Consider the following 22001-nt stretch of genomic DNA (forward strand, 5'->3'; position numbering starts at 1 on the left):
CCCGTCCCGGTCAGCGCGAGGAGCGCCGCCCGGCCCGGGCGGCGAAGGCGTCCAGCGCCGCCAGCACCTCGTCGGCCTGCCACAGCCGGCCCCGGTCGCGCCCGGTCGTCTCCCGCACCACGCCCGCCTCCACCAGCGGCGCGAGCGGCCGCGCGGCGTTGGCGGGGGAGATGCCCAGCTCGCGGGCGATGGTGGCGCTGTCGACCACGGGCTGGCGCAGCAGCAGGTCGGCCAGGCGCCAGGCGGCGGAGTCGCGGCGGGCCACCACCACGTCGTCCCACCGCGCCCGCGCCGCCCGCAGCTCCGCGGCCAGCTGCCGGCCGTTGACCACCGCCGCCAGCGCGCCGCGGGCGAGCACCTCGACGATCGGGTCGACGTCGCCTCCCCGGTACGCGGTCAGCGCGTCGAAGTACCCGCCGACGTCCGTGAGCAGCCCGGCCGACACCGGGACCGTCACCCGTCGGGCCAGCCCCCGGCGCCGCAGCAGCGCGTGCACCAGCGCCCGGCCGGTGCGGCCGTTGCCGTCCGCGAACGGGTGGACCGTCTCGAACTGCGCGTGCGCCAGCGCCGCGTGCACGAGCACCTGCACGTCGCCGCGGGCGCTGAAGGCGACCAGGTCGTCGATGAGCCCGGGCACGTCCTCGTGGTGCGGTGGCACGAACTCGGCCCCGTGCGGACCGTAGGTGTCCCCGCCGATCCACACCTGCTCGGTGCGCCACCGCCCCGCGATCGACGGCGCGCTCGCCTCCAGCAGCGCCCGCTGCATGGCCAGCAGCGCGTCGGGGGTCAGGTCGTCGGCCAGCGCCAGCGCCGCCTGCATCGAGCGCACGTTGCCCAGCACCAGCTCGGCGTTGCGGGTGGCGCCCCCACCCAGCTCGGCCACGGCGATGGCCCGCGCCCCCGACGTCAGCCCCTCGATCTGCGACGACGACGCCGACTCGCTGCGCAGCAGCAGGAACGGCAGCGGCCCCGACCCGCCGTCGTCGTCGTCGGGTCCCGCCGCGCCGCCGGCCTGCTCGGCGTCGAACCGGGCCACCTCGGCCGCCGCCTCCTCCGCCAGCGCCGACGCCGCCGCGGACACCTGCGGCGAGGCCTGCGCGATGAGGGGCACCACGGCCGCCCGGTACGGCCCGCGGTGGCGCTCGCGGACCGAGCGGGGGACGAGGTCGGGCGGCAGCGTCGGCGTCCACGGCACGTCGCGGCTGCCCAGCGCGGGCCACCCCCGCCCCGTCGGATGTGAAGGCACGCCCGGACGTTACCTTCACTTCGGGTGCTAAGTGATGGTTGCGGCCCGGCGTGTCATCACATCGCTCACCCGAAGTTCTCCCCGGCCCGCGCCGGCACCCGGGCCAGCGCCGCGTCACCGTCGAGGCCCGCCACCTGCAGCAGGTCCACCGTCGCCGAGCGGACCTGCGCGAGGACGACGTCGGCCGACAGCGACGAGCGCGGCACCAGCACCGACGCCAGCCCCACCGCCGCCAGCGCGTCCACGGCGTCGTCGAGGCGGCGCCCCGCGCCGAGGTCCTCCGCGAGCCGCAGCGTCGCCGCGGCCAGCTGGTCGACCAGCTCCAGAAGCTCCTCCGGCACCACCTCGCTGCGCTCGGTGGCCACGGCCAGGCGCCGCGACAGCACCCGCACGTTGCGCACGGCCCGGTCCAGGGGCACCGCCAGCGCGCTGACCGCCCGCGCCCGCGCCGCGTGCTGCCCGCGGAACGGGGTCAGCCGGGCCACGTCCACGCCCTCGCTGGCCGCCGCGCGCAGCAGGTCCAGGCGGCCCTGGGTGCCGCGGGCGTGCGCGAGGGCGTCACGGCCGCGCTCGACGTCGCCGTCCTTCGCCGCCGACGACGCCTCCAGCAGCAGGTCGGCCACCGTGGTGAGCACCTCCTGCGCCAGCACCACCGGACGCCGCAGCTGCCGGCGCGGCACCAGCGTGGCCAGCAGCAGCGCGACGGCGCCGCCGGTCGCGGCGTCGCTCCAGCGCCCCACGATCGCACCCGTGGTGGTCTGCTGGTAGAGGGTGACGAAGACGCCCTGGATGGCGATCTGGTTGATCATCAGGGTGCCCGCCCGGAGGAGGATGGCCACCGCCATCCCCAGCCCCACCACCAGCGCGATCTGCCACGCGCCGGTGCCGAAGGCGCGCACCATGAGGTCGCCGACGAGCACCCCGATGGCCACCCCGACCACCACCTCGCCCACCCGCCGCAACCGCTGCCCGTAGGAGACGCCGAGCCCGAGGACCGCGGCGATGGGCGCGAAGATCGGCTGCTCGTGGCCGAGCAGGTGCCTGGCCGCCAGGTACGCCAGCCCGGCGCCCACGGCGCACAGCACGATGTGGGGGGCGTGCGCCCGCAGGCGGAGCAGCCGGCTGGCGACGTCGGCGCGCGCGTCGCGCCACCGGGTGCTCACCGCCACCCGTCCATCCTGCCCGGCGCTCGACCCTCAGGTGCGCAGCACGACGTCGGCGCGCTCCCGGGTGCCCTCGGCGGCGAACAGCACCCGCTCCTGCGCCGCCCACCGCTCCCAGTGCGGCCGGTACGCCTCACCGTCGCGCTCGATGCCGCGCCGCATGCGCACGTCGTCGTCGGCCTCCACCCACACCAGCGCGGTCAGGTGCGGGGCGCACGGACGCGAGCCGCACCCCACCCCCTCGACGACGACGATGTCGGCCGCGGGCACCGGAACCCGCTCCGCCCAGCGGTGCGCCACCCAGTCCCAGCGGTGGAACGCCGCCGGCGCGCCGGCGGTGAGGGGCTCGAGCACCTGCGCGGTGACCAGGCCGACCGCCTCTGCGAGCCCGTCCCAGCCGGGGTAGAGGTCGTCCATGTGGACCTTGGTGGCGCTCACCCCGCGGGCGCGGAGCGCCGCGGCGACGGCGGCAGCGAGCGTCGTCTTGCCGGAGCCGCTGGGCCCGTCGAGGGCGAGCACGCGCACCCCGCTCCGCCCGGCCTCGCGGTCGAGCACGAGGTCGGCAGCGGCCTCGGCTGCACCCGCGGTGTCGGCGCTGTTCGGCTCGGGCACCCCGCCACGCTAGCCACCCCACCCCGCCGTGATCATGGACGTCCGCCACCCTCCGGGCCGTCCGGGTGGCGGGCGCCCATGATCACGGCGGGTGGTTGGCGGAGGCGGGGCGAGCGGGCCGCCTAGGCTGGGCCGACGTGAGCCTGGCCGTGCGCGTGATCCCCTGCCTCGACGTCGACGCGGGCCGCGTGGTCAAGGGCGTCAACTTCCGCGAGCTGCGCGACGCGGGGGACCCCGTGGAGCTGGCCGCCCGCTACGACGCGCAGGGCGCCGACGAGCTGGTCTTCCTCGACGTCACCGCCTCCTCCGGCGACCGCGAGACCACCTACGACGTGGTCCGCCGCACCGCTGAGCAGGTCTTCATCCCGCTGACCGTGGGCGGCGGGGTGCGCACCCCGGACGACGTCGACCGGCTGCTGCGCGCCGGCGCCGACAAGGTCGGCGTCAACACCGCCGCCATCGCCCGGCCGGAGCTGGTCCGCGAGATCGCGCAGCGGTTCGGCAACCAGGTGCTCGTGGTCTCCCTCGACGCCAGACGCGTTCCTCCGGGCTCGGCGCCCGCTGCGTCGACAGCGTCCGGGTACGAGGTCACCACGCACGGCGGGCGCCGCGGCACCGGCATCGACGCCGTCGAGTGGGCCGAGCGCGTCGCGGAGCTCGGCGCGGGCGAGCTGCTGCTGAACTCCATGGACGCCGACGGCACCAAGGCCGGCTTCGACCTGGAGATGCTGTCCGCGGTGCGCGCCCGGGTGGGTGTGCCGGTCATCGCCAGCGGCGGCGCGGGCGCGGTGGAGCACTTCGCCCCCGCGGTGGCGGCCGGGGCCGACGCCGTGCTGGCCGCGAGCGTCTTCCACTTCGGGCAGATGACCGTCGGCGACGTCAAGGCCTCGCTGGCCGCCGCCGGCCACCCCGTCCGCTGACGCCTCCGGAGCCCGGCCTGGGACCACGGGCTGCCCGCGGACCCGCCGCTCGCCCGCACCTGGCCCTCGCTCCCCGGCCGTGATCGCGGCCGGGGAGCGGGTCACATCTGCTGGACCACGCCGGAGAAGGCCGCCACCGCGTCGTCGGGGCCGCTGACCTCCACCTGCGCCGCACCGCGACGGCCGGTGGCGTGCAGCACCAGCTCCTCCACCTCGCCGGCCACCACCACCTGGCGCTCGCGCCTCACCGCCACGAGCTGCGGACCCGCGGGCACCACGAGCACCACGCCCACCGGCGAGCGGCGGTAGACCAGCCGCGCCAGCCCCCGCAGGCCGCGCCACAGGGCCTCGCGCTGGCCGGGGCGCAGCTCCTCGGCGCTGGCCGGGTCGGCAGGGTCCCAGTCCGGCGCGGCGCGGCGCACGTCCTGCCCGTGCACGTAGAACTCCAGGCCGTTGGCCAGGGCCTCGACCGGCGGCAGCGCCTGCGGCGTCCAGCGCGGCGGCCCCGACCGGAACCGCTCGACCAGCTCGGGGAACGGCAGCGCCCGCAGCCGTCCCTCGACGGCGTCGGCGTGGGAGGCGGCGCGGGCCAGGGCCGGCACCCGGTCCGCGGCACGGTCGCCGAGCCGCTCGCCGAGCTGCCGCGCCACGAAGGCGTCGGGCCGGCCGTCGCGGACGACGAGGTGGACGGCGAGCTCTCGCGCGTCCCACCCCTCGCACAGCGTCGGGGCGTCGGGGCCGGCCTGGAGCAGCAGGTCGGCGAGGTGCGCGCGGTCAGGCCCGGTCACCGGAGCATCGTCGCGCGCCCGGTGCCGCACGGCACTGCGGGGCTCCCTGCGGGCGGCTGTCGGCGGCTCGTGTTTCGATACACCGAGTGAGCCGCCCGTGAGTCCCACCGCCAGTCCAGCTCAACGTCCCCGCGGCACGTTCCTGCCCGGCCTGGCCGTCCTCGCCCGCGGTGCCCGCGAGGAGCCGCGCCCCTTCGCGTGGGCGGTCTTCGGCAGCGTCGTCTACGGCGTCGGCACCGCCGGCAGCGGCTGGATGGTCGGCCGCGTCACCGAGGGCGTCGTCGTGCCCGCCCTGACCCCCGGCTCGTCGGCGTCCGTCACCACCGGCGACGTCTGGCTCGCCGGCGCCACCCTGCTGGCCATCACCGCGGTCACCGTGGTCGGCGTGCTCCTGAGGCGCATCTTCGCCGGCGCCACCATGTACGGCCTGCAGGCGCGCTACCGCCGCCTGCTCGCCCGCCGCTACCTCGACCTGCCGCTGAGCTGGCACCACTCCCACCCCGCCGGGCGCCTGCTGGCCACGGCCGCCTCCGACGTCGAGGCCACCTGGCAGGCCATGGCCGTGCTGCCGTTCGCGCTCGGCGTGGTCGTCCTCATCGGGGTGGCGGGCGCGGCGATGGTCGCGGCGGACCCGGTGCTCGGCGGCATCGGGCTCGTGGTGGTGCCGGCGCTCGTGGTGGCCAACGCCGCGTACTCGCGGGCGATGTCGCCCAAGGTGCGCCGGGTGCAGCGCCTGCGGGGGGAGGTCTCCGCCGTGGCGCACGAGAGCTTCGAGGGCGCCTTGGTGGTCAAGACCCTCGGCCTCGCCGACGGCGAGGTCGACCGCTTCGCCCGCGAGGCCGGGCGCCTGCGCGACGCGAACGTGGCGGCGGGCCGCACCCGCGGCGCCTTCGACCCCGTCATCGAGGCGCTCCCGCAGCTGGGCACGCTGCTGGTGCTGGCCGTCGGGGCGGTCCGGGCGTCGAACGGCTCGGCGGACGTCGGCGACATCGTGCAGGTCGCGTACATGCTCAGCCTCCTCGCCTTCCCCGTGCGCGCCATCGGCTGGACCCTCGCCGAGCTGCCCCGCACCGTCGCCGGGGACGCCCGCCTGCAGGCGGTCCTGCGCGAGAGCGCCACCACCGCGTGGGGCGGGCTGCGTCCCGACCGCACCGCCGCGCCCGCTGCGCCGGCCACGCGCGACCTCCAGCACCACCACCCCGTGCCGGTCCCCGACCCGACCGACGCCGACGACGACGACCCCGACGACGACGCGCGCCGCGGCACGCCCGCCGGCGCGTCCGCCGCCCGTGCCCCTCGGGCACCTCGAGCACCCCGTCCCGTGCTGTCGGGCGTCGACCTCGACCTGACCGCCGGGACCACCACCGCGCTGGTCGGTGGCACCGGCTCGGGCAAGTCGACGCTGGCGGGGCTGCTCGTGCGCCTGGTCGACCCCACGTCCGGGCAGGTGCTGCTGGACGGCGTGGACGTGCGCGAGCTCGCCGAGGGAGAGCTGGCGGGGGTCGCGGCGCTCGTGCCGCAGTCGACGTTCGTCTTCGACGACACGGTCCGCGGCAACGTCGCGCTCGGCCTGGACGTCTCCGACGACGACGTGTGGGCCGCGCTGCGCCTGGCCCGCGCCGACGGCTTCGTCGCCGCCCTGCCCGACGGCCTCGACACCCGCGTGGGCGAGCGCGGCGCGTCGCTGTCCGGCGGGCAGCGCCAGCGGCTCGCCCTCGCGCGGGCGCTGGTGCGGCGTCCGCGGCTGCTCGTCCTCGACGACGCCACCTCCGCGCTCGACCCCGCCGTCGAGCGCGCCGTGCTCGACGGGCTGGGCGCCTCCTTCGACGGCGAGCAGGGCACCACCGTGGTGGTGGTCGCGTCCCGCCCGGCGACCATCGCGCTGGCCGACGAGGTGGTGCACCTCGAGCGGGGCCGGGTCGTGGACCGGGGCACCGCCGCCGAGCTGCTCGAGCGCGACGAGGGGTACCGCGAGCTGGTCTCCGCCTACGCCCGCGCCGCGCGCGAGCGCGCCGCCGCCACCAGCACGAGCGGTGAGGGGGGAGCCGCGTGAGCACCGCCACGGCCCCCGCCGCAGCGGCGCCACCCGCCCCGGCGAAGCCCCGGGGCGTGGTCGCGCGCGCCCGCGAGCTGGCGCCGGAGGTCGCCCAGGGCCTGGGGCTGACCCTGGTCTTCGCCAGCATCACCACGCTGGGCCGGATCGTCGTGCCCGTCGCGGTGCAGCAGACCATCGACTCCGGCGTCCGGGCGCCCGGAGGCGTCGACGCCGAGCGCGTGGCGCTCATCACCGCGGCGGCCGCCGTCGTCGTCCTGCTGACGATGGGCACGTCGTGGCTGGTGAACTACCGGCTCTTCCGCGCCACCGAGGCGGGCCTCGCCAGCCTGCGGACGCGGGCGTTCGCGCACGTGCACCGGCTGGCGGTGCTCACGCAGAGCGGTGAGCGGCGGGGTTCGCTCGTCAGCCGCGTCACCTCCGACGTCGACACGATCTCCACGTTCCTGCAGACCGGCATGGTGGTGCTGGTGCTCGCCGTCGGGCAGCTCCTGCTCGCCACGGTGCTGATGTTCGTCTACTCCTGGCAGCTGGCGCTGCTGGTGCTGGCCTGCTTCGTGCCGGTGCTGGTGTTCCGCGGGCGCCTGCAGCGGCCTGTGACCCGCGCCTACCAGCAGGTGCGGCTGAGGATGGGCGAGCTCCTCGGGTCGGTGTCGGAGACCGTGGTCGGCGCTGACGTCATCCGCGCGCACGCCGCCTCCGAGCGCAGCTGGCGCGCGGTCGACGCCGCCGTCGAGGCGCACCGCAAGCAGGCGGTGCGCGCACAGGTCGCCACCGCGTCGACCTTCTCCGTCGGCGTCTTCGTCTCCGGGCTCGTGCTGGCGCTGGTGGTCGTCGCCGGGACCCTGCTGGGTGTCGACGGCGACATCACGCTCGGCCGGCTGCTCGCCTTCCTGTTCATCATCGGGCTCTTCGTCATGCCGGTGCAGGCCGCCACCGAGGTCCTCAACGAGCTGCAGAACGCCCTCGCCGGCTGGCACCGCGTGGTGGAGCTCATCGACACCCCCGTCGTGGTGCCCGACCCGTCGCCGTCCGAGGCGGCGGCGCTGCCGGCGGGCCCGGTCGAGGTCCGGCTGGAGGGGGTGGGGTACACCTACCCCGGCACCAGCCGGCGCGTGCTCACCGGCGTCGACCTCGTGCTCCCCGCCGGCTCGCGCATCGCCGTGGTGGGCGAGACCGGCTCAGGCAAGACGACGCTGGCGCGCCTGGTCACGCGCCTGGTGGACCCCGACGAGGGCCGCGTGCTGCTCTCCGGCGTCGACGCCCGCCGCGTGCCCGAGGCGTCGCTGCACCGACGGGTGGTCGCGGTGCCCCAGGAGGGGTTCCTGTTCGACACCACCGTCGGCGACAACATCCGGCTGGGCCGTCCCGGGGCCACGGACGACGACGCGACCGCCGCCCTGTCCGAGCTGGGGCTCGAGCGCTGGCTGGAGCAGCTGCCCGACGGCCTGGACACGCCCGTCGGGCAGCGCGGTGAGCGGCTCAGCGCGGGGGAGCGGCAGCTCGTCGCCCTGGCGCGGGCCCACCTGGCCGACCCGGACCTGCTCGTCCTCGACGAGGCGACCTCCTCGGTCGACCCGGCCACCGAGGTGCGGCTGCAGCGGGCGCTGGAGCACGTGCTCAGCGGGCGGACGTCCGTGGCCATCGCCCACAGGCTGTCCACGGCGGAAGCCGCCGACGTCGTGGTGGTGGTCGACGCCGGGCGGGTGGTGGAGGTGGGGCCTGCGGCCGAGCTGGCGCACGCGGGCGGCCCGTACTCGCGGCTGCACGCCGCCTGGACCGCCCAGCACGTCTGACCCGCGCCTTCTTGTCGCACTTTCCGCGGGAAGTGCGCCTAGCAGGCCCCTCCTTCTCGCACTTGCCGCGGACAGTGCGAGATGGAGGGGCCGTCGGGTGGAGCGTGCGGTCAGGCGGGGCGCTGGTAGGGCGCGCTGGCCGCGGTCAGCGCCGGGTCGGACGCGACGACGTCGCCCAGCAGCTCGTCGATCTTCGTCATCACCTCGGCGGGCAGGCGCACGCCCGAGGCCTTGACGTTGTCCGTGACCTGCTCGGGCCGGGAGGCCCCGATGATCGCGGCGGCCACGTTGTCGTTCTGGAGCACCCAGGCCACCGCGAGGGCCGCCATCGACAGGCCGAGGTCGTTCGCGACCGGCTTGAGCTCCTGCACGGCGGCGAGCACGTCGTCGCGCATCCAGCGGGAGATCATCTGCTGCCCGCCCTTGGTGTCCGTGGCGCGGCTGCCCTCCGGCGGCTGCTGGCCCGGCAGGTACTTGCCGGTCAGCACGCCCTGGGCGACGGGGGAGAAGACGATCTGCGACAGCCCCAGCTCGCGGGAGGTCGGCACGACCTGCCCCTCGATCACCCGGTACAGCGCCGAGTACTGCGGCTGGTTGGACACCAGGCGGAAGCCCGCCTGGGTGGCGAGGGCCTGGCCGGCGCGGATCTGGTCGGCGGTCCACTCCGAGACGCCGATGTAGAGCGCCTTGCCCGCGGCGACCACGTCGGCGAAGGCCGAGATGGTCTCCTCCAGCGGCGTCTCGTGGTCGTACCGGTGCGCCTGGTAGAGGTCGACGTAGTCCATGCCGAGCCGCTCGAGGCTGTTGTCGATGCCCTCGAGGACGTGCTTGCGCGACAGGCCGACGTCGTTCTTCCCCTTGGGGCCGACCGGCCAGTACACCTTGGTGAAGACCTCGAGCGACTCGCGCCGCTCGCCCTTGAGCGCCTCTCCGAGGACGACCTCGGCGGCGCCGTTGGCGTACACGTCGGCGGTGTCGAAGGTCGAGATGCCCGCGTCGAGCGCGGCGCGCACGCACTGCGTGGCGACGTCGTTCTCGACCTGCGAGCCGTGGGTCAGCCAGTTGCCGTAGGTGATCTCAGAGATCTTGAGACCGCTGCGTCCGAGCTTCCTGAACTCCATGCCCCCATCCAACCCCGTGGGGTGTGACGGCGCTCACCCGGTCTGACGTCAGAGGCGAGCGCGGGCCAGCGCGGTCGGCAGCGCGGACAGGAGCGCGTCGACGTCGGCGTCGGTGGAGCTCCAGCCCAGCGTGGCGCGCACCGACGTGCGCGCGGCGCCGGCCGGCCCGCCGTCCAGACCCATGGCCACCAGCACGTGGGAGGCGTCGTCGCTGTCCGCCGAGCACGCCGACCCGGACGAGCACGCCACACCCGCCAGGTCGAGCTCGGCCAGCACCACCTCGCCCGAGAGCCCCGGCAGCACGAACGACGCGTGGCCCGGCAGCCGCCCGGGGCCGGGAGCGGCGCCGGTGAGCTGCACGGAGACGCCCGCCTCCTCCCCGGCGGCCAGCACCCCGGCCACGAGCCGGCCGCGCAGCGCCTCCAGCCGCACCACCTCGTGCGGGCGACGCGCCGCCGCGGCGGACAGCGCCGTCGCGAGCCCCACGGCGGACGCCACGTCCACGGTCCCCGACCGCCGGCCCCGCTCCTGCCCGCCGCCGAGCGCCACCGGCTCCAGCGGCGTCCCCGACCGCACCGCCAGCAGCCCCGAGCCGCGCAGCCCGCCCAGCTTGTGCGCTGAGACGCTCACCGCCGCGACCCCGCCCGCCGCGGACCCCAGTGACCAGAGCGCGCGCAGGTCGAGCACGCCGGCGCTCTGGACGGCGTCGACGTGCAGCGCCACCCCGCGCCGCGCGCACAGCTGCGAGACCTCGGCCAGCGGCTGCACCGTGCCGACCTCGTTGTTCGCGTGCATGACGGACACCAGGGCGGTGCGCTCGGTGACGACCGCTGCCAGGGCCGCCACGTCCACGCGGCCCTCGCCGTCGACCCCGACGACGTCGACGCGCCACCCGCGCCGTTCCAGCTCGCGCGCCGGTTCCAGCACCGCGGAGTGCTCGACGGCGGTGGTCACCAGGTGCCGATCGCGCCCGCGCGCGGCCACCACCGCCGGGGCGATCCCCAGCACGGCCAGACCGTCGGACTCCGTCCCGCCGGAGGTGAAGACGACCTCCCCGGGCCGGCACCCGATCGCCGCCGCGGCGGTGGCCCGGGCCCGCTCCAGCCCCTCGCGGGCCTGCTGCCCCGGCGTGTGCACGGACGCCGGGTTGGCCGTGACCTGCACGAGGTAGGGCCAGACGGCCTCCAGCACCTCCCGCGTCGGCGGGGAGGTGGCGGCGTGGTCGAGGTAGTGCATCAGCCCGTGCGGGTGCGGACGGGCGCCACCTCGGCGTCGTCCCCGACGTCCAGGCCCACGTCCAGCGCCGCCGACGCCTGGGTGAGCCCGCCCACCGAGACCAGGTCGACGCCGGTGGCGGCGATCGCGCCGACGGTCTCGCGCCGCACGCCACCGCTGGCCTCGACGAGCACGCGACCGCCGTGGGCGCGCTCGTGCTCGCGCACGGCGGCGACACCCGCGCGGAGGTCGCCGAGGGTGAAGTTGTCGAGCAGCACCCCGTCCACGCCGGCGGCCAGCACCGCGGGCAGCTGGTCGAGCCTGTCGACCTCCACCTCGACGAACGTGGTGTGGGGCACCCGCGCGCGCACCGCGGCCAGTGCCGCCGTCACGCCCGCGTCGCCGCCGGCCGCCGCCAGCACCGCCAGGTGGTTGTCCTTGACGAGCACCGCGTCGGACAGCGACCAGCGGTGGTTGCCGCCGCCCCCGCAGCGCACCGCGTGCCGCTCCAGCGCCCGCAGGCCCGGGGTGGTCTTGCGGGTGTCCACCACGCGGGCCGTGCCGCCGGCCGCGGCGACCAGGGCGACGTGCTCGGCCGTGGCCGTCGCGACGCCGGACAGGTGCTGCACGAGGTTCAGTGCGACGCGCTCGGCCCGCAGCACCGCCAGGGCGCTCCCGTGCGCCCGCGCGAGCACCTGCCCCGGCGCGATGCGGTCGCCGTCCTGCGCCAGGACCTCGACGACGACGGCGTCGGGGCCGTCCGCTGACGCACCCACCAGGCGCGACGCCTGGGCGAGGGCCTCGGCGAAGGCGCCGACCCCGGCGAGCACGCCCTCCTGGCGGGCCCGCAGCACGGCGGTGGTGGTCGCCGGGCCGCCGGGCAGCCCGGCCAGCAGCGACTCGCTCGTGACGTCGCCCCACGGGGCGTCCTCCGCGAGGGCCCGCGCGACCACGTCGGCCAGGGCTCCCGCGACCGACCCGCTCACGCGGCGCTCCCCGGGACGGCGCTCAGCAGCACGTGGCGTGCGGGCTCGCGGCGCCCGGGGTGGTCGGTGCGGGCGTGCGCCCCGCGGCTCTCCTCGCGGGCCAGGGCCCCGGCGGCCAGCAGGGCGGCGACGTCGGTGAGCGCCCGGTCCTCGAGCGCTGCGACCGCAGCGGCACCGGGCCGGCCGGGAGGCGCGGCCGGGCCCGCGGGGCCCCCGGGCACCTCCGGGAGCGACGGGTCCTCCCGGTCGGTGCGCTCGTGCGAGGCGAGGGTCTTGGTGAGCAGCTCCAGGCCGCCGCGGTCGCGCAGCAGCCCGGCGTGCTCCCAGACCAGCTGCCGCAGCTCACCGCGGGGGAGCACGGCCGACGGCAGCTCGACCTCGAGCCGCACGTCGTCCGCGGCGGTCGCGGGGGCGGTCGGGGCGGGAGCGCCGGCGACGACCGCCGCCGCGGCCCGCGCCCCGAAGACGGCGCCCTCCAGCAGCGAGTTCGAGGCCAGCCGGTTGGCGCCGTGCACGCCGCTGGAGGCCACCTCGCCGACCGCCCACAGCCCGGGCAGCGTGGTCCGGCCGTCGAGGTCGGTGAGCACGCCGCCCATCGCGTAGTGCGCTGCCGGGGTCACGGGGACGGGCTCGCGCGTCCAGTCGAGCCCGGCGGCGCGGGTGAGGGCGTCGATGCCGGGGAAGCGCGTCCGCAGCCCCTCGACCCCCGTCGCGTCGAGCAGCACGGGGGCCCCGCCCTGGGCGGCCATGGCTGCGGCGCAGGCGCGGGCGACCACGTCACGGGGCGCCAGCTCGTCGGTGAAGCGGTGGCCGGTGGCGTCGAGCAGGACGGCGCCCTCGCCGCGGACGGCCTCGGAGACGAGGAAGGTCCGGCCGTCGCGCCCGGTCCCGGCCGTGGGGTGGAACTGCACCATCTCGACGTCGCGGGCCACCGCGCCGGCGCGCACGGCGGCCGCGAGGCCGTCGCCGGTGGCCACCGGCGGCGTGGTCGTGTGCGCGTGCACCTGCCCGTGGCCGCCGGTGGCCAGCACCACGGCGCGGGCGCTGACCACGAGGTCCTCCCCGCCCGGGCCGCGCAGCCGAGCGCCCGTCACGGTGGTGCCCGGGCCGTCGGGGGTCACCAGGGAGACGAGCGCGGTCCGCTCCAGCAGGGCGACCCGCGAGGCCCGCACCGCGGTGCCGAGGGCCCGGGCGACGTGGGCGCCGGTCGTGTCGCCTCCGGCGTGCACGATCCGCGGGCGCGAGTGCGCCGCTTCGAGCCCGCGGGCGCGGGTGCCGTCGGGACGGTGGTCCAGCTGCAGCCCGCGGCGCTCGAGGGCGGTGATGGCGCTGGCACCCGCGCCGCACAGCACGGCGACGGCCTCGGGCACGCAGAGCCCGTCGCCCGCGGCGAGGGTGTCCGCGACGTGCAGCGCCACCTCGTCGAGGGGGGCCCCCGCGGGCCGGCCAGCGGGACCGTCGAGGAGCACGGCGGCGATCCCGCCCTGCGCCCACGCCGTGGCCCCGTCGCCGAGCGCGGCCTTCGTGGCGACGGCCACGCGCGCACCCGGCTGGAGGCGGAGCACCTCCAGCGCGGTGGTCAGCCCGGCGATCCCCGACCCGACCACGAGGACGTCGACGTCCAGGCGCTGCCCGGCGGGCGCGGCGCCCGCCGTCGTCGCCGGGGTCGTCACGGGACGACCGCCAGCATCCGCTCCAGCGCCGTGCGCGCGTGGGCGGCGGCCTCGTCCTGGACCACCACCCGGTTCACCACGTCGCCGAGCTCGGCCTCGGGCGCTCCAGCGGCCCTCCCGCGCTCCCGGTCAGCGAGCGACTCCAGCACCCACGCGAGGTAGCCGGGGTGGATGCGGTACATGGTCGAGCAGGGGCAGATCACCGGGTCGAGGCAGGTGATGGTCTTGTCGGGGTGGGCGTCGGCGAGGCGGCGCACGAGGTTGATCTCGGTGCCGATGGCCAGGGAGGAACCGGCCGGGGCCGCCTCGACCGCCTTGATGATGAACTCCGTCGAGCCGGCCTGGTCGGCGGCGTCGACCACGGCCTGCGGGCACTCGGGGTGCACCACCACCTGCACGGACGGGTCGGCGGCGCGGGCGGCGTCGATCTGCGCGGTGGTGAAGCGCTGGTGCACGGAGCACCAGCCCCGCCACAGCAGCACGCGCGCGTCCACGAGGGCCTGGGGGCTGTTGCCGCCCATCGGCTTGCGGGGGTCCCACAGGGGCATGAGGTCGGCCGGCACGCCCATGGACGTCGCGGTGTTGCGGCCCAGGTGCTGGTCGGGCACGAAGAGCACCCGGCGCCCGCGGGCGAAGGCCCACTCCAGGACGGCCGTGGCGTTGGAGGAGGTGCAGACGATGCCCCCGTGCTCCCCGCAGAACGCCTTGATGGCGGCGGAGGAGTTCATGTAGGTCACCGGCACCACCTCGACCAGGCCGTCCTCGCCGGGCTGGTCGAGCGGGCGGCCGATCGCCGCCTCGAGCTGGTCCCAGCAGTCCTGGACGGCGTCGAGGTCGGCCATGTCCGCCATGGAGCAGCCCGCGGCGAGGTTGGGCAGCACCACGGCCTGGTCGGGCCGGGTGAGCAGGTCGGCGGTCTCGGCCATGAAGTGCACGCCGCAGAACACGACGTACTTCGCCTCCGGCCGCTCGAGGCTCCGGCGGGCCAGGAGGAAGGAGTCGCCCGTGACGTCGGCGTGCGCGATGACCTCGTCGCGCTGGTAGTGGTGCCCGAGGACGACGACGGCGCTGCCGAGCTCGTCCTTGGCGGCGCGGATGCGCGCGTGGACCTCGTCGGCCTCCATGCGGCGGTAGCGCTCGGGGATCTGCTGCTGCACCGGGGTGTGCGCGGGCGCGGTGTCGACCACGGAGGCGCCGGGCCCGTACTCGGGGGCCGGCGCGGGCAGGCCGGGCAGGGCGTCGAGGGCGAACGGCTCGGCGGCGAGCCGCGCGTCGCAGGAGCTCACGGGCGCGCTGCTGGCGCCGGTGGGCGCGGAGCGGCCGAGGGTGACGGCGACGGAGACCATGTCTGTGTTCCTCCGGACGGGACGGTTTCAGCCGAGCTCGGGACGGGACTGCCAGGGCGGGTAGCCGCCGGTCGCCCCACCGGGGGGCAGCACGGCGCGGTAGAGGCGGGCGGGGCGGTGCGCGGCGCCGGCGCGGACCTCGTCGGTGGCCTCGACGGCTCCGGAGGCGGCCACGCTGCGGCGGAAGTTGGCGGGGTCGAGGTGCTTCCCGAGCACGGCCTCGTGCACCCCGCGCAGCTCGGCCAGGGTGAACAGCTCGCCGAGGAAGTGCTGGGCGATGGCGGCGTAGCTGACCTTGGTCCGCAGCCGCCACAGCGCGTAGTCGACGATCTCGGCGTGGTCGAAGGCCAGCTCGCCGACCGTGTCGGGCAGCCGGTCGGCCGGCGCCCAGCGCACGTTCGGGCCGACCTCCACGGCGGCGGCCTCCGGTGCGCGGACCAGCGCGGTGTAGACCACCGACACCACCCGGCCGGTGGGGGAGCGGTGCGGCGCGCCGAAGGTGTAGAGCTGCTCGAGGTAGCTGGGGCGCAGCCCGGTGGTCTCGGCGAGGGTGCGGCGCGCGGCCGAGCTGAGCCGCTCGTCGGGGGTGACCCAGCCGCCGGGCAGCGCCCACCGGCCGTCGAAGGGCTCGCGGGTGCGGCGGACCAGCGGCAGGTGGAGCTGCGGGGTCTCGTCCCCGCAGCCCGCGGTGGTGCCGGGCAGCAGCGCCAGGATCACGGTGGAGACGGCGAGGTCGAGCGACGCGCCCACCGCGCACCCCCGCTCCTCGTGACGCCGACACCACGTCGACTCGTTCAGGTCAGCGCGACACTAACACCACTTCAGGTCGCAGCGACACGAACCAGGTCGCGGGTGCACCCCCTCACGCACCCGCACTCGCGCACCCGAGTGCTGGTCCAGGTGCTCCTCGATGCGCACTCGCGCACCCGAGTGCGCATCGAGGAGGGGGGTCAGGGGCGCACGGCGCCCATCGGCACCAGCAGCTCGGCGCGGATCGCACCGCCGGTCAGCTCCCGCACCCGGTCCAGGAACGCCGCCGTCGCCGGCCTGGCCTCGTGCGCGGCGTGGCCGCCCTCGGCGTACTCCTCGAAGAACACCCGGGCCAGCGGCTCGCCCTCCACGGCGTGCACCACGTACGTCAGCGTGCCCGGCTCGTCGGCGGCGAAGCCCGGCAGCACGTCCGCCACCAGCTCGTCGAAGGCGGCCAGAGCCGCGGCGTCGGGCAGGTCGAAGCGGACGGCGATGGAGCGCGCCGGGGCGTGCGCGGCGTCGCGCGCCAGGGCGTCGCGCAGGACGGCCCCGTGGTCGAAGGCCAGCCGCCCGCGGCCGCCCTCGCCGTCGTCGTCCTGCCCGTCCGCACCCAGCACCTCCGCCAGGGGCACCCAGGAGGCCTCCGCGGCGTCGTCCCCGCCGGTCACGTCCGCCGGGGCGCCACCGTCGGCGAGCCGCACCCACCAGGCGCTGCTGACCACCCGGCCGCGGGGGTCGCGCCCGGGCGCCCCGTAGACGCCCAGCTGGTGGAGCGCCACGTCCGCGAGGTCCAGCCCGGTCTCCTCGGCCAGCTCGCGCAGCGCGGCCACCTGCGGGTCCTCGTCGGGGTCCACGAAGCCGCCGGGCAGCGCCCAGCGGCCCGCGAACGGCTCGGCCCCGCGGCGGACCAGCAGCACCCTGTCGACACCGCCGGAGCGGTGGAGGGCCACGACGTCCGCGGTCAGCGCGGCGTTGGGGCGTGCTGTCGGCATCTCCTGCTGGTCGCTCACGCGCGCCAGCCTCGCACCGGGCCCTCGGCGCGGCGCGCTGGCGCGAACGGGTGGATGACACTCGCCGACCTCGCTGCCCGTGACGTTGCGGTAGCAGCATGTGAGGGACATCCGCACCACAGAGGAGGACGGCGGTGCTCTGGATCACCCGCGAGCAGGTGCTCGCCGGCCGGCGCAGCACGGCCTGGTACCAGCTGGACGCCCTGGCGCACAGCAGGGACGCCGCCACGCGCCTGCGGGTCGCGAAGAACCCGTCGGCGCAGTCGGACGCGCTCTGGGTCCTCTCGCGCGACGAGGACCCGGAGGTCCGCGAGCAGGTCGCCCGCCGCGCCGACGTCCCCAGGAAGCTGCTCGCCAAGCTCAGCGAGGACCCCAGCTCCGCGGTGCGCTCCGCGGTGGCCCGCAACGCCACCACCAGCGGTGAGGTGCTGCGCGCCATGGCCGAGGACCCCCACCACGGCGTCCGCTTCGCGGTGCAGGCCAGCCAGCGCCAGCGCCGCCGCGCCGCGGACGAGCGCGACGAGGCCGTGGCCGCCGAGCGCGCCACCGACGAGGTCCCCGAGCACGACGGGGCCGTCGCGCCGCAGTCCCTGGCCGCCACCGCCTGAGCGCGCGCCGGGTGCTGCCGCCCGGCTGGGATGATGTCGGGCGTGAGCAGCGCCACCACCGGTGAGACCACCGGCTCTCCGCTCGACCCCGCCGTCGCCTCCCTGCTGAAGCGCGACGCCGCCGGCCTCGTGGCCGCGGTGGTCCAGGCCCACGACACCCGCGAGGTGCTCATGGTCGGGTGGATGGACGACGAGGCGCTGCACCGCACCCTCACCACCGGCCGCAGCTGGTTCTGGAGCCGCAGCCGCTCGGAGTACTGGCGCAAGGGCGACACCTCCGGTGCCGTCCAGCGCGTGCGCACGGTCAGCCTCGACTGCGACGGCGACGCCGTGCTCGTCACGGTCGACCAGACCGGCGGCGCCTGCCACACCGGAGACCGCACCTGCTTCGACGCCCGCCCGCTGCTCGAGGAGCCGGCCCCGTGACCACCACCCAGACCCCGACGACCCCGGCGACCCCGGCGACCCCGACGACGAGCGCCCCGGCCGGTGGCGCGGCGGCCGCGCCCGCGCCCGACCTCAGCATCGGCGCCACCTGGCCCGACCTGCCGACGTTCCGGCAGCTCGCGAGGGACCGGCGCGTCATCCCGGTGGTGCGCCGCCTCCTGGCCGACTCCGAGACGCCCGTGGGCGTCTACCGCAAGCTCGCCGGCGAGCAGACCGGCACGTTCCTGCTCGAGTCCGCCGACCACGGCGGCGTGTGGTCGCGCTACTCCATCGTCGGGGCCCGCTCCGCCGCCGTCCTCACCGAGCGCGACGGGCAGGCGCACTGGCTGGGCACCCCGCCCGCCGGCGTCCCGGTGGACGGCGACCCGCTCCTGGCCGTCCGCGAGACCCTGGCGGCGCTGCGCACCCCGCGCCTGCCCGGCCTGCCGCCCCTGACGGGCGGTCTGGTCGGCGTGCTCGGGTGGGACGTCGTGCGGCGGTGGGAGAAGCTGCCCAGCCCGCCGCGGGCGCAGGGCACCGAGCCGCCGGAGCTGGCGCTGTGCCTGGCCACGGACCTCGCCGTGGTCGACCACGCCGACTCCTCCGTGCTGCTGGTCGCCAACGCCGTCAACCTCGACGGCACCGACGACCGCGTCGACGAGGCCTGGGCCGACGCCGTCGCCCGCCTCGACGCCATGGCCGCGAAGCTGGCCGAGCCGGCGCCGTCGACCGTGTCGACCCTCGACCCGGAGGCGGCCGCGGCGGCGGCCGCCGCCCAGCCGCGCCGCACGTCCAGCGCCGCGGACTACGAGGCCGCGGTCGAGGCCGCGAAGGTCGCCATCCGCGACGGCGAGGTCTTCCAGGTGGTGCCCTCGCAGACCTTCGAGGTCGACTGCGCCGCCGACGCCCTCGACGTGTACCGGGCGCTGCGCGCCACCAACCCGAGCCCGTACATGTACCTGTTCCGCTTCGCCGACCCCGACGGGGGCCGCTTCGACGTCGTGGGGTCGAGCCCGGAGTCGCTGGTGAAGGTCTCGGGCGGGCGGGCCATGACCCACCCCATCGCGGGCACCCGGCCGCGCGGCGCGACGCCCGAGCTGGACACGGAGCTGGCCGCCGACCTGCTCGCCGACGCCAAGGAGCGCGCCGAGCACCTCATGCTCGTCGACCTGGCCCGCAACGACCTCGCGCGCGTGTGCAGGCCGGGCACCGTCGAGGTGGTCGAGTTCATGGAGGTGTGGCGGTACAGCCACGTCATGCACCTGGTGAGCACCGTCACCGGCGAGGTGCGCGAGGGCAGGACGGCGTTCGACGTGCTGCAGTCGACGTTCCCCGCGGGCACGCTCTCCGGGGCCCCCAAGCCGCGGGCGCTGGCCCTCATCGACGAGCTCGAGCCGGTGCGCCGGGGGCTCTACGGCGGGACGGCCGGCTACTTCGACGTCGCGGGTGACCTCGACATGGCGATCACCATCCGCAGCGCCGTGCTGCGCGACGGCGTGGCCCGCGTCCAGGCGGGCGCGGGCGTCGTCGCCGACTCGGTGCCGGCGAGCGAGGAGGCCGAGACCCGTGCCAAGGCCGCCGCGGTGCTCACCGCCGTCGCCCGCGCCGGCGCGCTGAGGCCGCTGCCCGGTGCCTGACGAGCCGGTCCAGCAGCCCGACGGGGGGGCGGGACGCCGGCGACGGCGGGGACGGGCGCCCGTCGTCCTGCTCGGCCTCGTGGCGGGTGGCCTGCTGCTGGCCGCCAGTACGCAGCCCTGGGTGCTGGCGTCGCTGCCGGTGGGGCCCGGCGGCACCGCCCCCGACGTGCCCGTGAGCGGTCGTGACGCGGCCGCCGCGGTGCCGGCGCTCGGCGTCGTGGCGGTGGCCGGCTCGCTGGCCCTGTCGACGCTGCGCGGCGCCGGCCGCGCCGCCGCCGGTGCCCTGCTGGTGCTCGCGGGGCTGGCAGCGGTGGCGGCCGTCGTCGCGCTGCTGGCCGACCCGGTCGGCGCGGCGGTGGGGGCGGCCCGCGCCGCCACCGGCGTCGGGGAGGTCTCCGGTGCCCGGACCACCGCCTGGCCGCTGGCTGCGCTGCTGCCGGCGCTCGGCGTGGCGGCCTCCGGGGCGCTCGCCCTGTCCGCCGGGCGCACGTGGGGCAGCTCGGAGCGGTTCGAGGCGCCCAGCGCGGGGCTGGCCGCGCGCCCGGCGGCCCCGAGCCGCGCCGGCCTGTGGGACGGCCTCAGCCGCGGCGAGGACCCCACCGCCGACGCCGGGCCCGGGCCCGCCGACGGGTCGTCCGACGCGCCGCGCCGGGACCGGGCAGAATGAGCGTCGACGTCCCGACCCGGGGCCGCAGCCAGGTGGCGCAGCGCCCGCCCGCAGCACGAGGAGCGAGATGAGCACCGACGCCGACAGCAACCCGATCGTGCAGGCCCGCCGCGAGGAGGTCGAGGACCACATCGACCACGGGCACTCCGTCGCCGGGTGGACGGGCGCGGGCCTGGGCCTGCTGGGCTCGGCCATCGCGTCGGTCGCCGTCGTCCTCGCCCTGGTGTGGCTGTTCTGGGTCGGCATCGTGGTGATGCTGCTGGGCCTGCCCGCCGGCATCATCCTCAGCCGCGCCGGCAAGGGGCAGAAGCAGCACCCGCAGCAGCACGGCAAGCCGACGCCGGTGCGCTGACCCGCGCACGACGACGCAGGCCCGGTCACCAGCTGCACGCTGGTGACCGGGCCTCCGTCGTGCCGGGGGGGGGGCGGTCAGCTGCCCTGGCCGCCCAGCTGGCTCTCGAGGCACTGCTGGTAGCCGGCCTGGTCGTTGCTCTCGATGTACTGGTTGCAGTCAGCCGTCTGGCTGAAGAAGAAGGCCCCGAGGGCGATGAAGGCGATGCTCACCATGAGCCCGAGGACACCCAGGACCACGCCGGTGATCGACGCGCCCCGGTTGGTCGCCAGACCCCGCTTGACGCGCCGCGCGCCGATGATCCCGAGGACGATCGCCACCAGGCCGAGGATGATCCCGCCGAAGACCGTGAAGCTGAGCAGGAGGGCGAGGATGCCGATGATCAGGGCGGCCAGCCCGACGCCGTTCTTGGGGGCGGGCCGGTCGTAGCCGCCCTGCCCGGCGTAGGCGGGGTAGCCCTGCTGGGGGGCGGCCGGGTAGCCCTGCTGCGGGCCCGCCGGGGCGGACTGCTGCCACGACGGCTGCGAGCCGGACGGGCCCGACGCGCTCGAGCCGGTGCGCGGCGGCTGGTCGGACGTGCCGTAGGGGTCCTGCGTGCTCATGGGGCCCTCTCCTCGTCTGTGCGCGCCGCTGGCGAGCGGCCTCTTCCCGCCACGGTAGCGATCTTGCGGCGGACCGCCTCTCGATCAGCACCCGGACGGGGAGAGCGGACGGGGGTGCTCCCGGCGCGGACTACCCTGGCCCCGTGAGCGTGCTGGAGGAGATCCTCGCCGGCGTCCGGGAGGACCTGGCCGAGCGCCAGGCCGCCACGTCGCTGGACGAGCTGAAGGAGGCCGCGCGCCGGGCCCCGTCGGCGCGCAGCGCCCTGGAGGCGCTGCGGCCCGGCGGCGACGACCGCGGCCAGGTGACCGTCATCGCCGAGGTCAAGCGGTCGAGCCCGAGCAAGGGCGCGCTGGCGCCCATCGAGGACCCGGCGGCCCTCGCCAAGGAGTACGAGGCGGGCGGGGCCAGCGCCATCAGCGTGCTGACCGAGCGCCGCCGCTTCGGCGGCAGCCTCGACGACCTGCGCGCGGTGCGGGCCGCCGTCGACGTCCCGGTCCTGCGCAAGGACTTCGTCGTGTCCAGCTACCAGGTCTGGGAGGCCCGTGCGGCCGGCGCCGACCTGGTGCTGCTCATCGTGGCCGCCCTGGAGCAGGAGGCCCTGGTGTCCCTGGTCGAGCGCATCCACTCCCTGGGCATGTGCGCGCTCGTGGAGGCGCACGACGAGGCCGAGGTGGACCGCGCCGTCGCCGCCGGGGCCCAGCTCATCGGCGTGAACGCGCGGAACCTCAAGACCCTCGAGGTCGACCCCACCACCTTCGCCCGCTGCGCGCACCGCATCCCCGACTCGGTGGTCAGCGTCGCCGAGTCCGGCGTCCGCTCCGCGCACGACGTGGTCGAGCACGCCCGCGCCGGCGCCGACGCGGTGCTCGTGGGGGAGGCCCTCGTCACCGGGCGCGACCCCCGCACGGCCGTGGCCGACCTGGTCGCCGCCGGCTCCCACCCGTCGCTGCGCGCGGTCTCGCGCAGCGGCAGGCCGTGAGCGCCGACGTGTCGTCGTCCCCGTCGACGACGGCGGCCCTCGACGAGCAG

At 76.9% G+C, this 22001-nt stretch carries 21 protein-coding genes; 9 read left to right on the forward strand and 12 right to left on the reverse strand.

Annotated features, from left to right (window positions below; translation table 11 throughout):
- Positions 1-10: 10 nt before the first annotated feature.
- From FHN55_RS13680 to FHN55_RS13690, 3 genes are all read right to left on the reverse strand, one after another.
- Positions 11-1246 (reverse strand): Fic family protein, encoded by a 1236-nt coding sequence (locus FHN55_RS13680; RefSeq protein WP_139712842.1) that lies wholly within the window; start codon positions 1244-1246, stop codon positions 11-13.
- 65 nt (positions 1247-1311) lie between these two features.
- Entirely contained in the window at positions 1312-2415 is a 1104-nt protein-coding gene (locus tag FHN55_RS13685; protein WP_139712843.1) for an aromatic acid exporter family protein, read from the reverse strand.
- Between the two features lie 27 nt (positions 2416-2442).
- A complete protein-coding gene (locus tag FHN55_RS13690; RefSeq protein ID WP_218974647.1) occupies positions 2443-3021 on the reverse strand; it encodes an AAA family ATPase in 579 nt (192 codons plus the stop codon).
- 137 nt (positions 3022-3158) lie between these two features.
- Here FHN55_RS13690 and hisF point away from each other — a divergent pair, with 137 nt between their 5' ends.
- Positions 3159-3941, forward strand: coding sequence for an imidazole glycerol phosphate synthase subunit HisF (gene hisF, locus FHN55_RS13695; protein ID WP_139712844.1), 783 nt, complete (start codon positions 3159-3161; stop codon positions 3939-3941).
- Between the two features lie 101 nt (positions 3942-4042).
- Here hisF and FHN55_RS13700 read toward each other — a convergent pair whose 3' ends face one another.
- Positions 4043-4729, reverse strand: coding sequence for a TIGR03085 family metal-binding protein (locus tag FHN55_RS13700; RefSeq protein WP_139712845.1), 687 nt, complete (start codon positions 4727-4729; stop codon positions 4043-4045).
- Between the two features lie 97 nt (positions 4730-4826).
- Between FHN55_RS13700 and FHN55_RS13705 the strand changes: the two genes are divergently transcribed.
- Positions 4827-6782 (forward strand): ABC transporter ATP-binding protein, encoded by a 1956-nt coding sequence (locus FHN55_RS13705; RefSeq protein ID WP_218974648.1) that lies wholly within the window; start codon positions 4827-4829, stop codon positions 6780-6782.
- Positions 6779-8578, forward strand: a complete 1800-nt coding sequence (locus FHN55_RS13710) for an ABC transporter ATP-binding protein (RefSeq protein ID WP_139712846.1) — start codon at positions 6779-6781, stop codon at positions 8576-8578. Before FHN55_RS13705 ends, FHN55_RS13710 begins: the two co-directional genes overlap by 4 nt.
- 110 nt (positions 8579-8688) lie before the next feature.
- On the opposite strand, the gene FHN55_RS13715 is transcribed toward FHN55_RS13710, so the two are convergent.
- From FHN55_RS13715 to FHN55_RS23790, 7 genes are all read right to left on the reverse strand, one after another.
- Positions 8689-9699, reverse strand: a complete 1011-nt coding sequence (locus tag FHN55_RS13715; RefSeq protein WP_139712847.1) for an aldo/keto reductase family protein — start codon at positions 9697-9699, stop codon at positions 8689-8691.
- A gap of 48 nt (positions 9700-9747) precedes the next feature.
- On the reverse strand, positions 9748-10935 hold the full coding sequence (locus FHN55_RS13720) for a cysteine desulfurase family protein (protein ID WP_139712848.1): 1188 nt from the start codon (positions 10933-10935) through the stop codon (positions 9748-9750).
- Positions 10935-11900 (reverse strand): carboxylating nicotinate-nucleotide diphosphorylase, encoded by a 966-nt coding sequence (nadC, locus tag FHN55_RS13725; protein ID WP_139712849.1) that lies wholly within the window; start codon positions 11898-11900, stop codon positions 10935-10937. Before nadC ends, FHN55_RS13720 begins: the two co-directional genes overlap by 1 nt.
- Positions 11897-13573: an L-aspartate oxidase gene (gene nadB, locus FHN55_RS13730; RefSeq protein WP_218974649.1), complete on the reverse strand. Its 1677-nt coding sequence runs from the start codon at positions 13571-13573 to the stop codon at positions 11897-11899. The genes nadC and nadB overlap by 4 nt, the downstream gene beginning before the upstream one ends.
- On the reverse strand, positions 13570-14919 hold the full coding sequence (nadA, locus tag FHN55_RS13735) for a quinolinate synthase NadA (protein WP_139712850.1): 1350 nt from the start codon (positions 14917-14919) through the stop codon (positions 13570-13572). The genes nadB and nadA overlap by 4 nt, the downstream gene beginning before the upstream one ends.
- A gap of 27 nt (positions 14920-14946) precedes the next feature.
- On the reverse strand, positions 14947-15669 hold the full coding sequence (locus FHN55_RS13740) for an NrtR DNA-binding winged helix domain-containing protein (protein ID WP_139712851.1): 723 nt from the start codon (positions 15667-15669) through the stop codon (positions 14947-14949).
- A gap of 200 nt (positions 15670-15869) precedes the next feature.
- Positions 15870-16679 carry an NUDIX domain-containing protein gene (locus FHN55_RS23790; protein WP_257570966.1) on the reverse strand — a complete coding sequence of 270 codons (810 nt, stop codon included), beginning with the start codon at positions 16677-16679 and terminating at the stop codon, positions 15870-15872.
- A 134-nt stretch (positions 16680-16813) separates the two neighbouring features.
- On the opposite strand from FHN55_RS23790, the gene FHN55_RS13750 reads away from it, so the two are divergent.
- The 5 genes from FHN55_RS13750 to FHN55_RS13770 all read left to right on the forward strand — a co-directional run bounded on the left by FHN55_RS13750 (position 16814) and on the right by FHN55_RS13770 (position 20369).
- Positions 16814-17287 carry a hypothetical protein gene (locus FHN55_RS13750; protein ID WP_139712852.1) on the forward strand — a complete coding sequence of 158 codons (474 nt, stop codon included), beginning with the start codon at positions 16814-16816 and terminating at the stop codon, positions 17285-17287.
- A gap of 42 nt (positions 17288-17329) precedes the next feature.
- The gene (gene hisI / locus FHN55_RS13755; RefSeq protein WP_257570967.1) at positions 17330-17713 is read left to right on the forward strand and encodes a phosphoribosyl-AMP cyclohydrolase; all 384 of its coding nucleotides are present in this window, start codon (positions 17330-17332) and stop codon (positions 17711-17713) included.
- 98 nt (positions 17714-17811) lie between these two features.
- The gene (locus FHN55_RS13760) at positions 17812-19350 is read left to right on the forward strand and encodes an anthranilate synthase component I (RefSeq protein ID WP_180357838.1); all 1539 of its coding nucleotides are present in this window, start codon (positions 17812-17814) and stop codon (positions 19348-19350) included.
- A complete protein-coding gene (locus FHN55_RS13765) occupies positions 19343-20017 on the forward strand; it encodes a Trp biosynthesis-associated membrane protein (RefSeq protein WP_139712855.1) in 675 nt (224 codons plus the stop codon). The genes FHN55_RS13760 and FHN55_RS13765 overlap by 8 nt, the downstream gene beginning before the upstream one ends.
- Positions 20018-20084: 67 nt before the next feature.
- Entirely contained in the window at positions 20085-20369 is a 285-nt protein-coding gene (locus FHN55_RS13770) for an HGxxPAAW family protein (protein WP_139712856.1), read from the forward strand.
- A 77-nt stretch (positions 20370-20446) separates the two neighbouring features.
- Here the strand turns inward: FHN55_RS13770 and FHN55_RS13775 are convergent, their stop codons facing one another.
- Positions 20447-20971 carry a DUF4190 domain-containing protein gene (locus tag FHN55_RS13775; RefSeq protein WP_139712857.1) on the reverse strand — a complete coding sequence of 175 codons (525 nt, stop codon included), beginning with the start codon at positions 20969-20971 and terminating at the stop codon, positions 20447-20449.
- Positions 20972-21114: 143 nt separating this feature from the next.
- Here FHN55_RS13775 and trpC point away from each other — a divergent pair, with 143 nt between their 5' ends.
- The gene (trpC, locus tag FHN55_RS13780; RefSeq protein ID WP_139712858.1) at positions 21115-21951 is read left to right on the forward strand and encodes an indole-3-glycerol phosphate synthase TrpC; all 837 of its coding nucleotides are present in this window, start codon (positions 21115-21117) and stop codon (positions 21949-21951) included.
- Positions 21952-22001: the final 50 nt, after the last annotated feature.

This window comes from Streptomyces sp. NP160, from assembly GCF_006335115.1.
GTDB lineage: Bacteria > Actinomycetota > Actinomycetes > Actinomycetales > Quadrisphaeraceae > Quadrisphaera.

Coding starts and splice junctions, on each gene's coding strand:
- FHN55_RS13770 (WP_139712856.1), top strand. CDS start 20,085: ATGAGCACCGACGCCGACAGCAACCCGATCGTGCAGGCCCGCCGCGAG.
- FHN55_RS13715 (WP_139712847.1), bottom strand. CDS start 9,699: ATGGAGTTCAGGAAGCTCGGACGCAGCGGTCTCAAGATCTCTGAGATC.
- FHN55_RS13720 (WP_139712848.1), bottom strand. CDS start 10,935: ATGCACTACCTCGACCACGCCGCCACCTCCCCGCCGACGCGGGAGGTG.
- FHN55_RS13775 (WP_139712857.1), bottom strand. CDS start 20,971: ATGAGCACGCAGGACCCCTACGGCACGTCCGACCAGCCGCCGCGCACC.
- nadA (WP_139712850.1), bottom strand. CDS start 14,919: ATGGTCTCCGTCGCCGTCACCCTCGGCCGCTCCGCGCCCACCGGCGCC.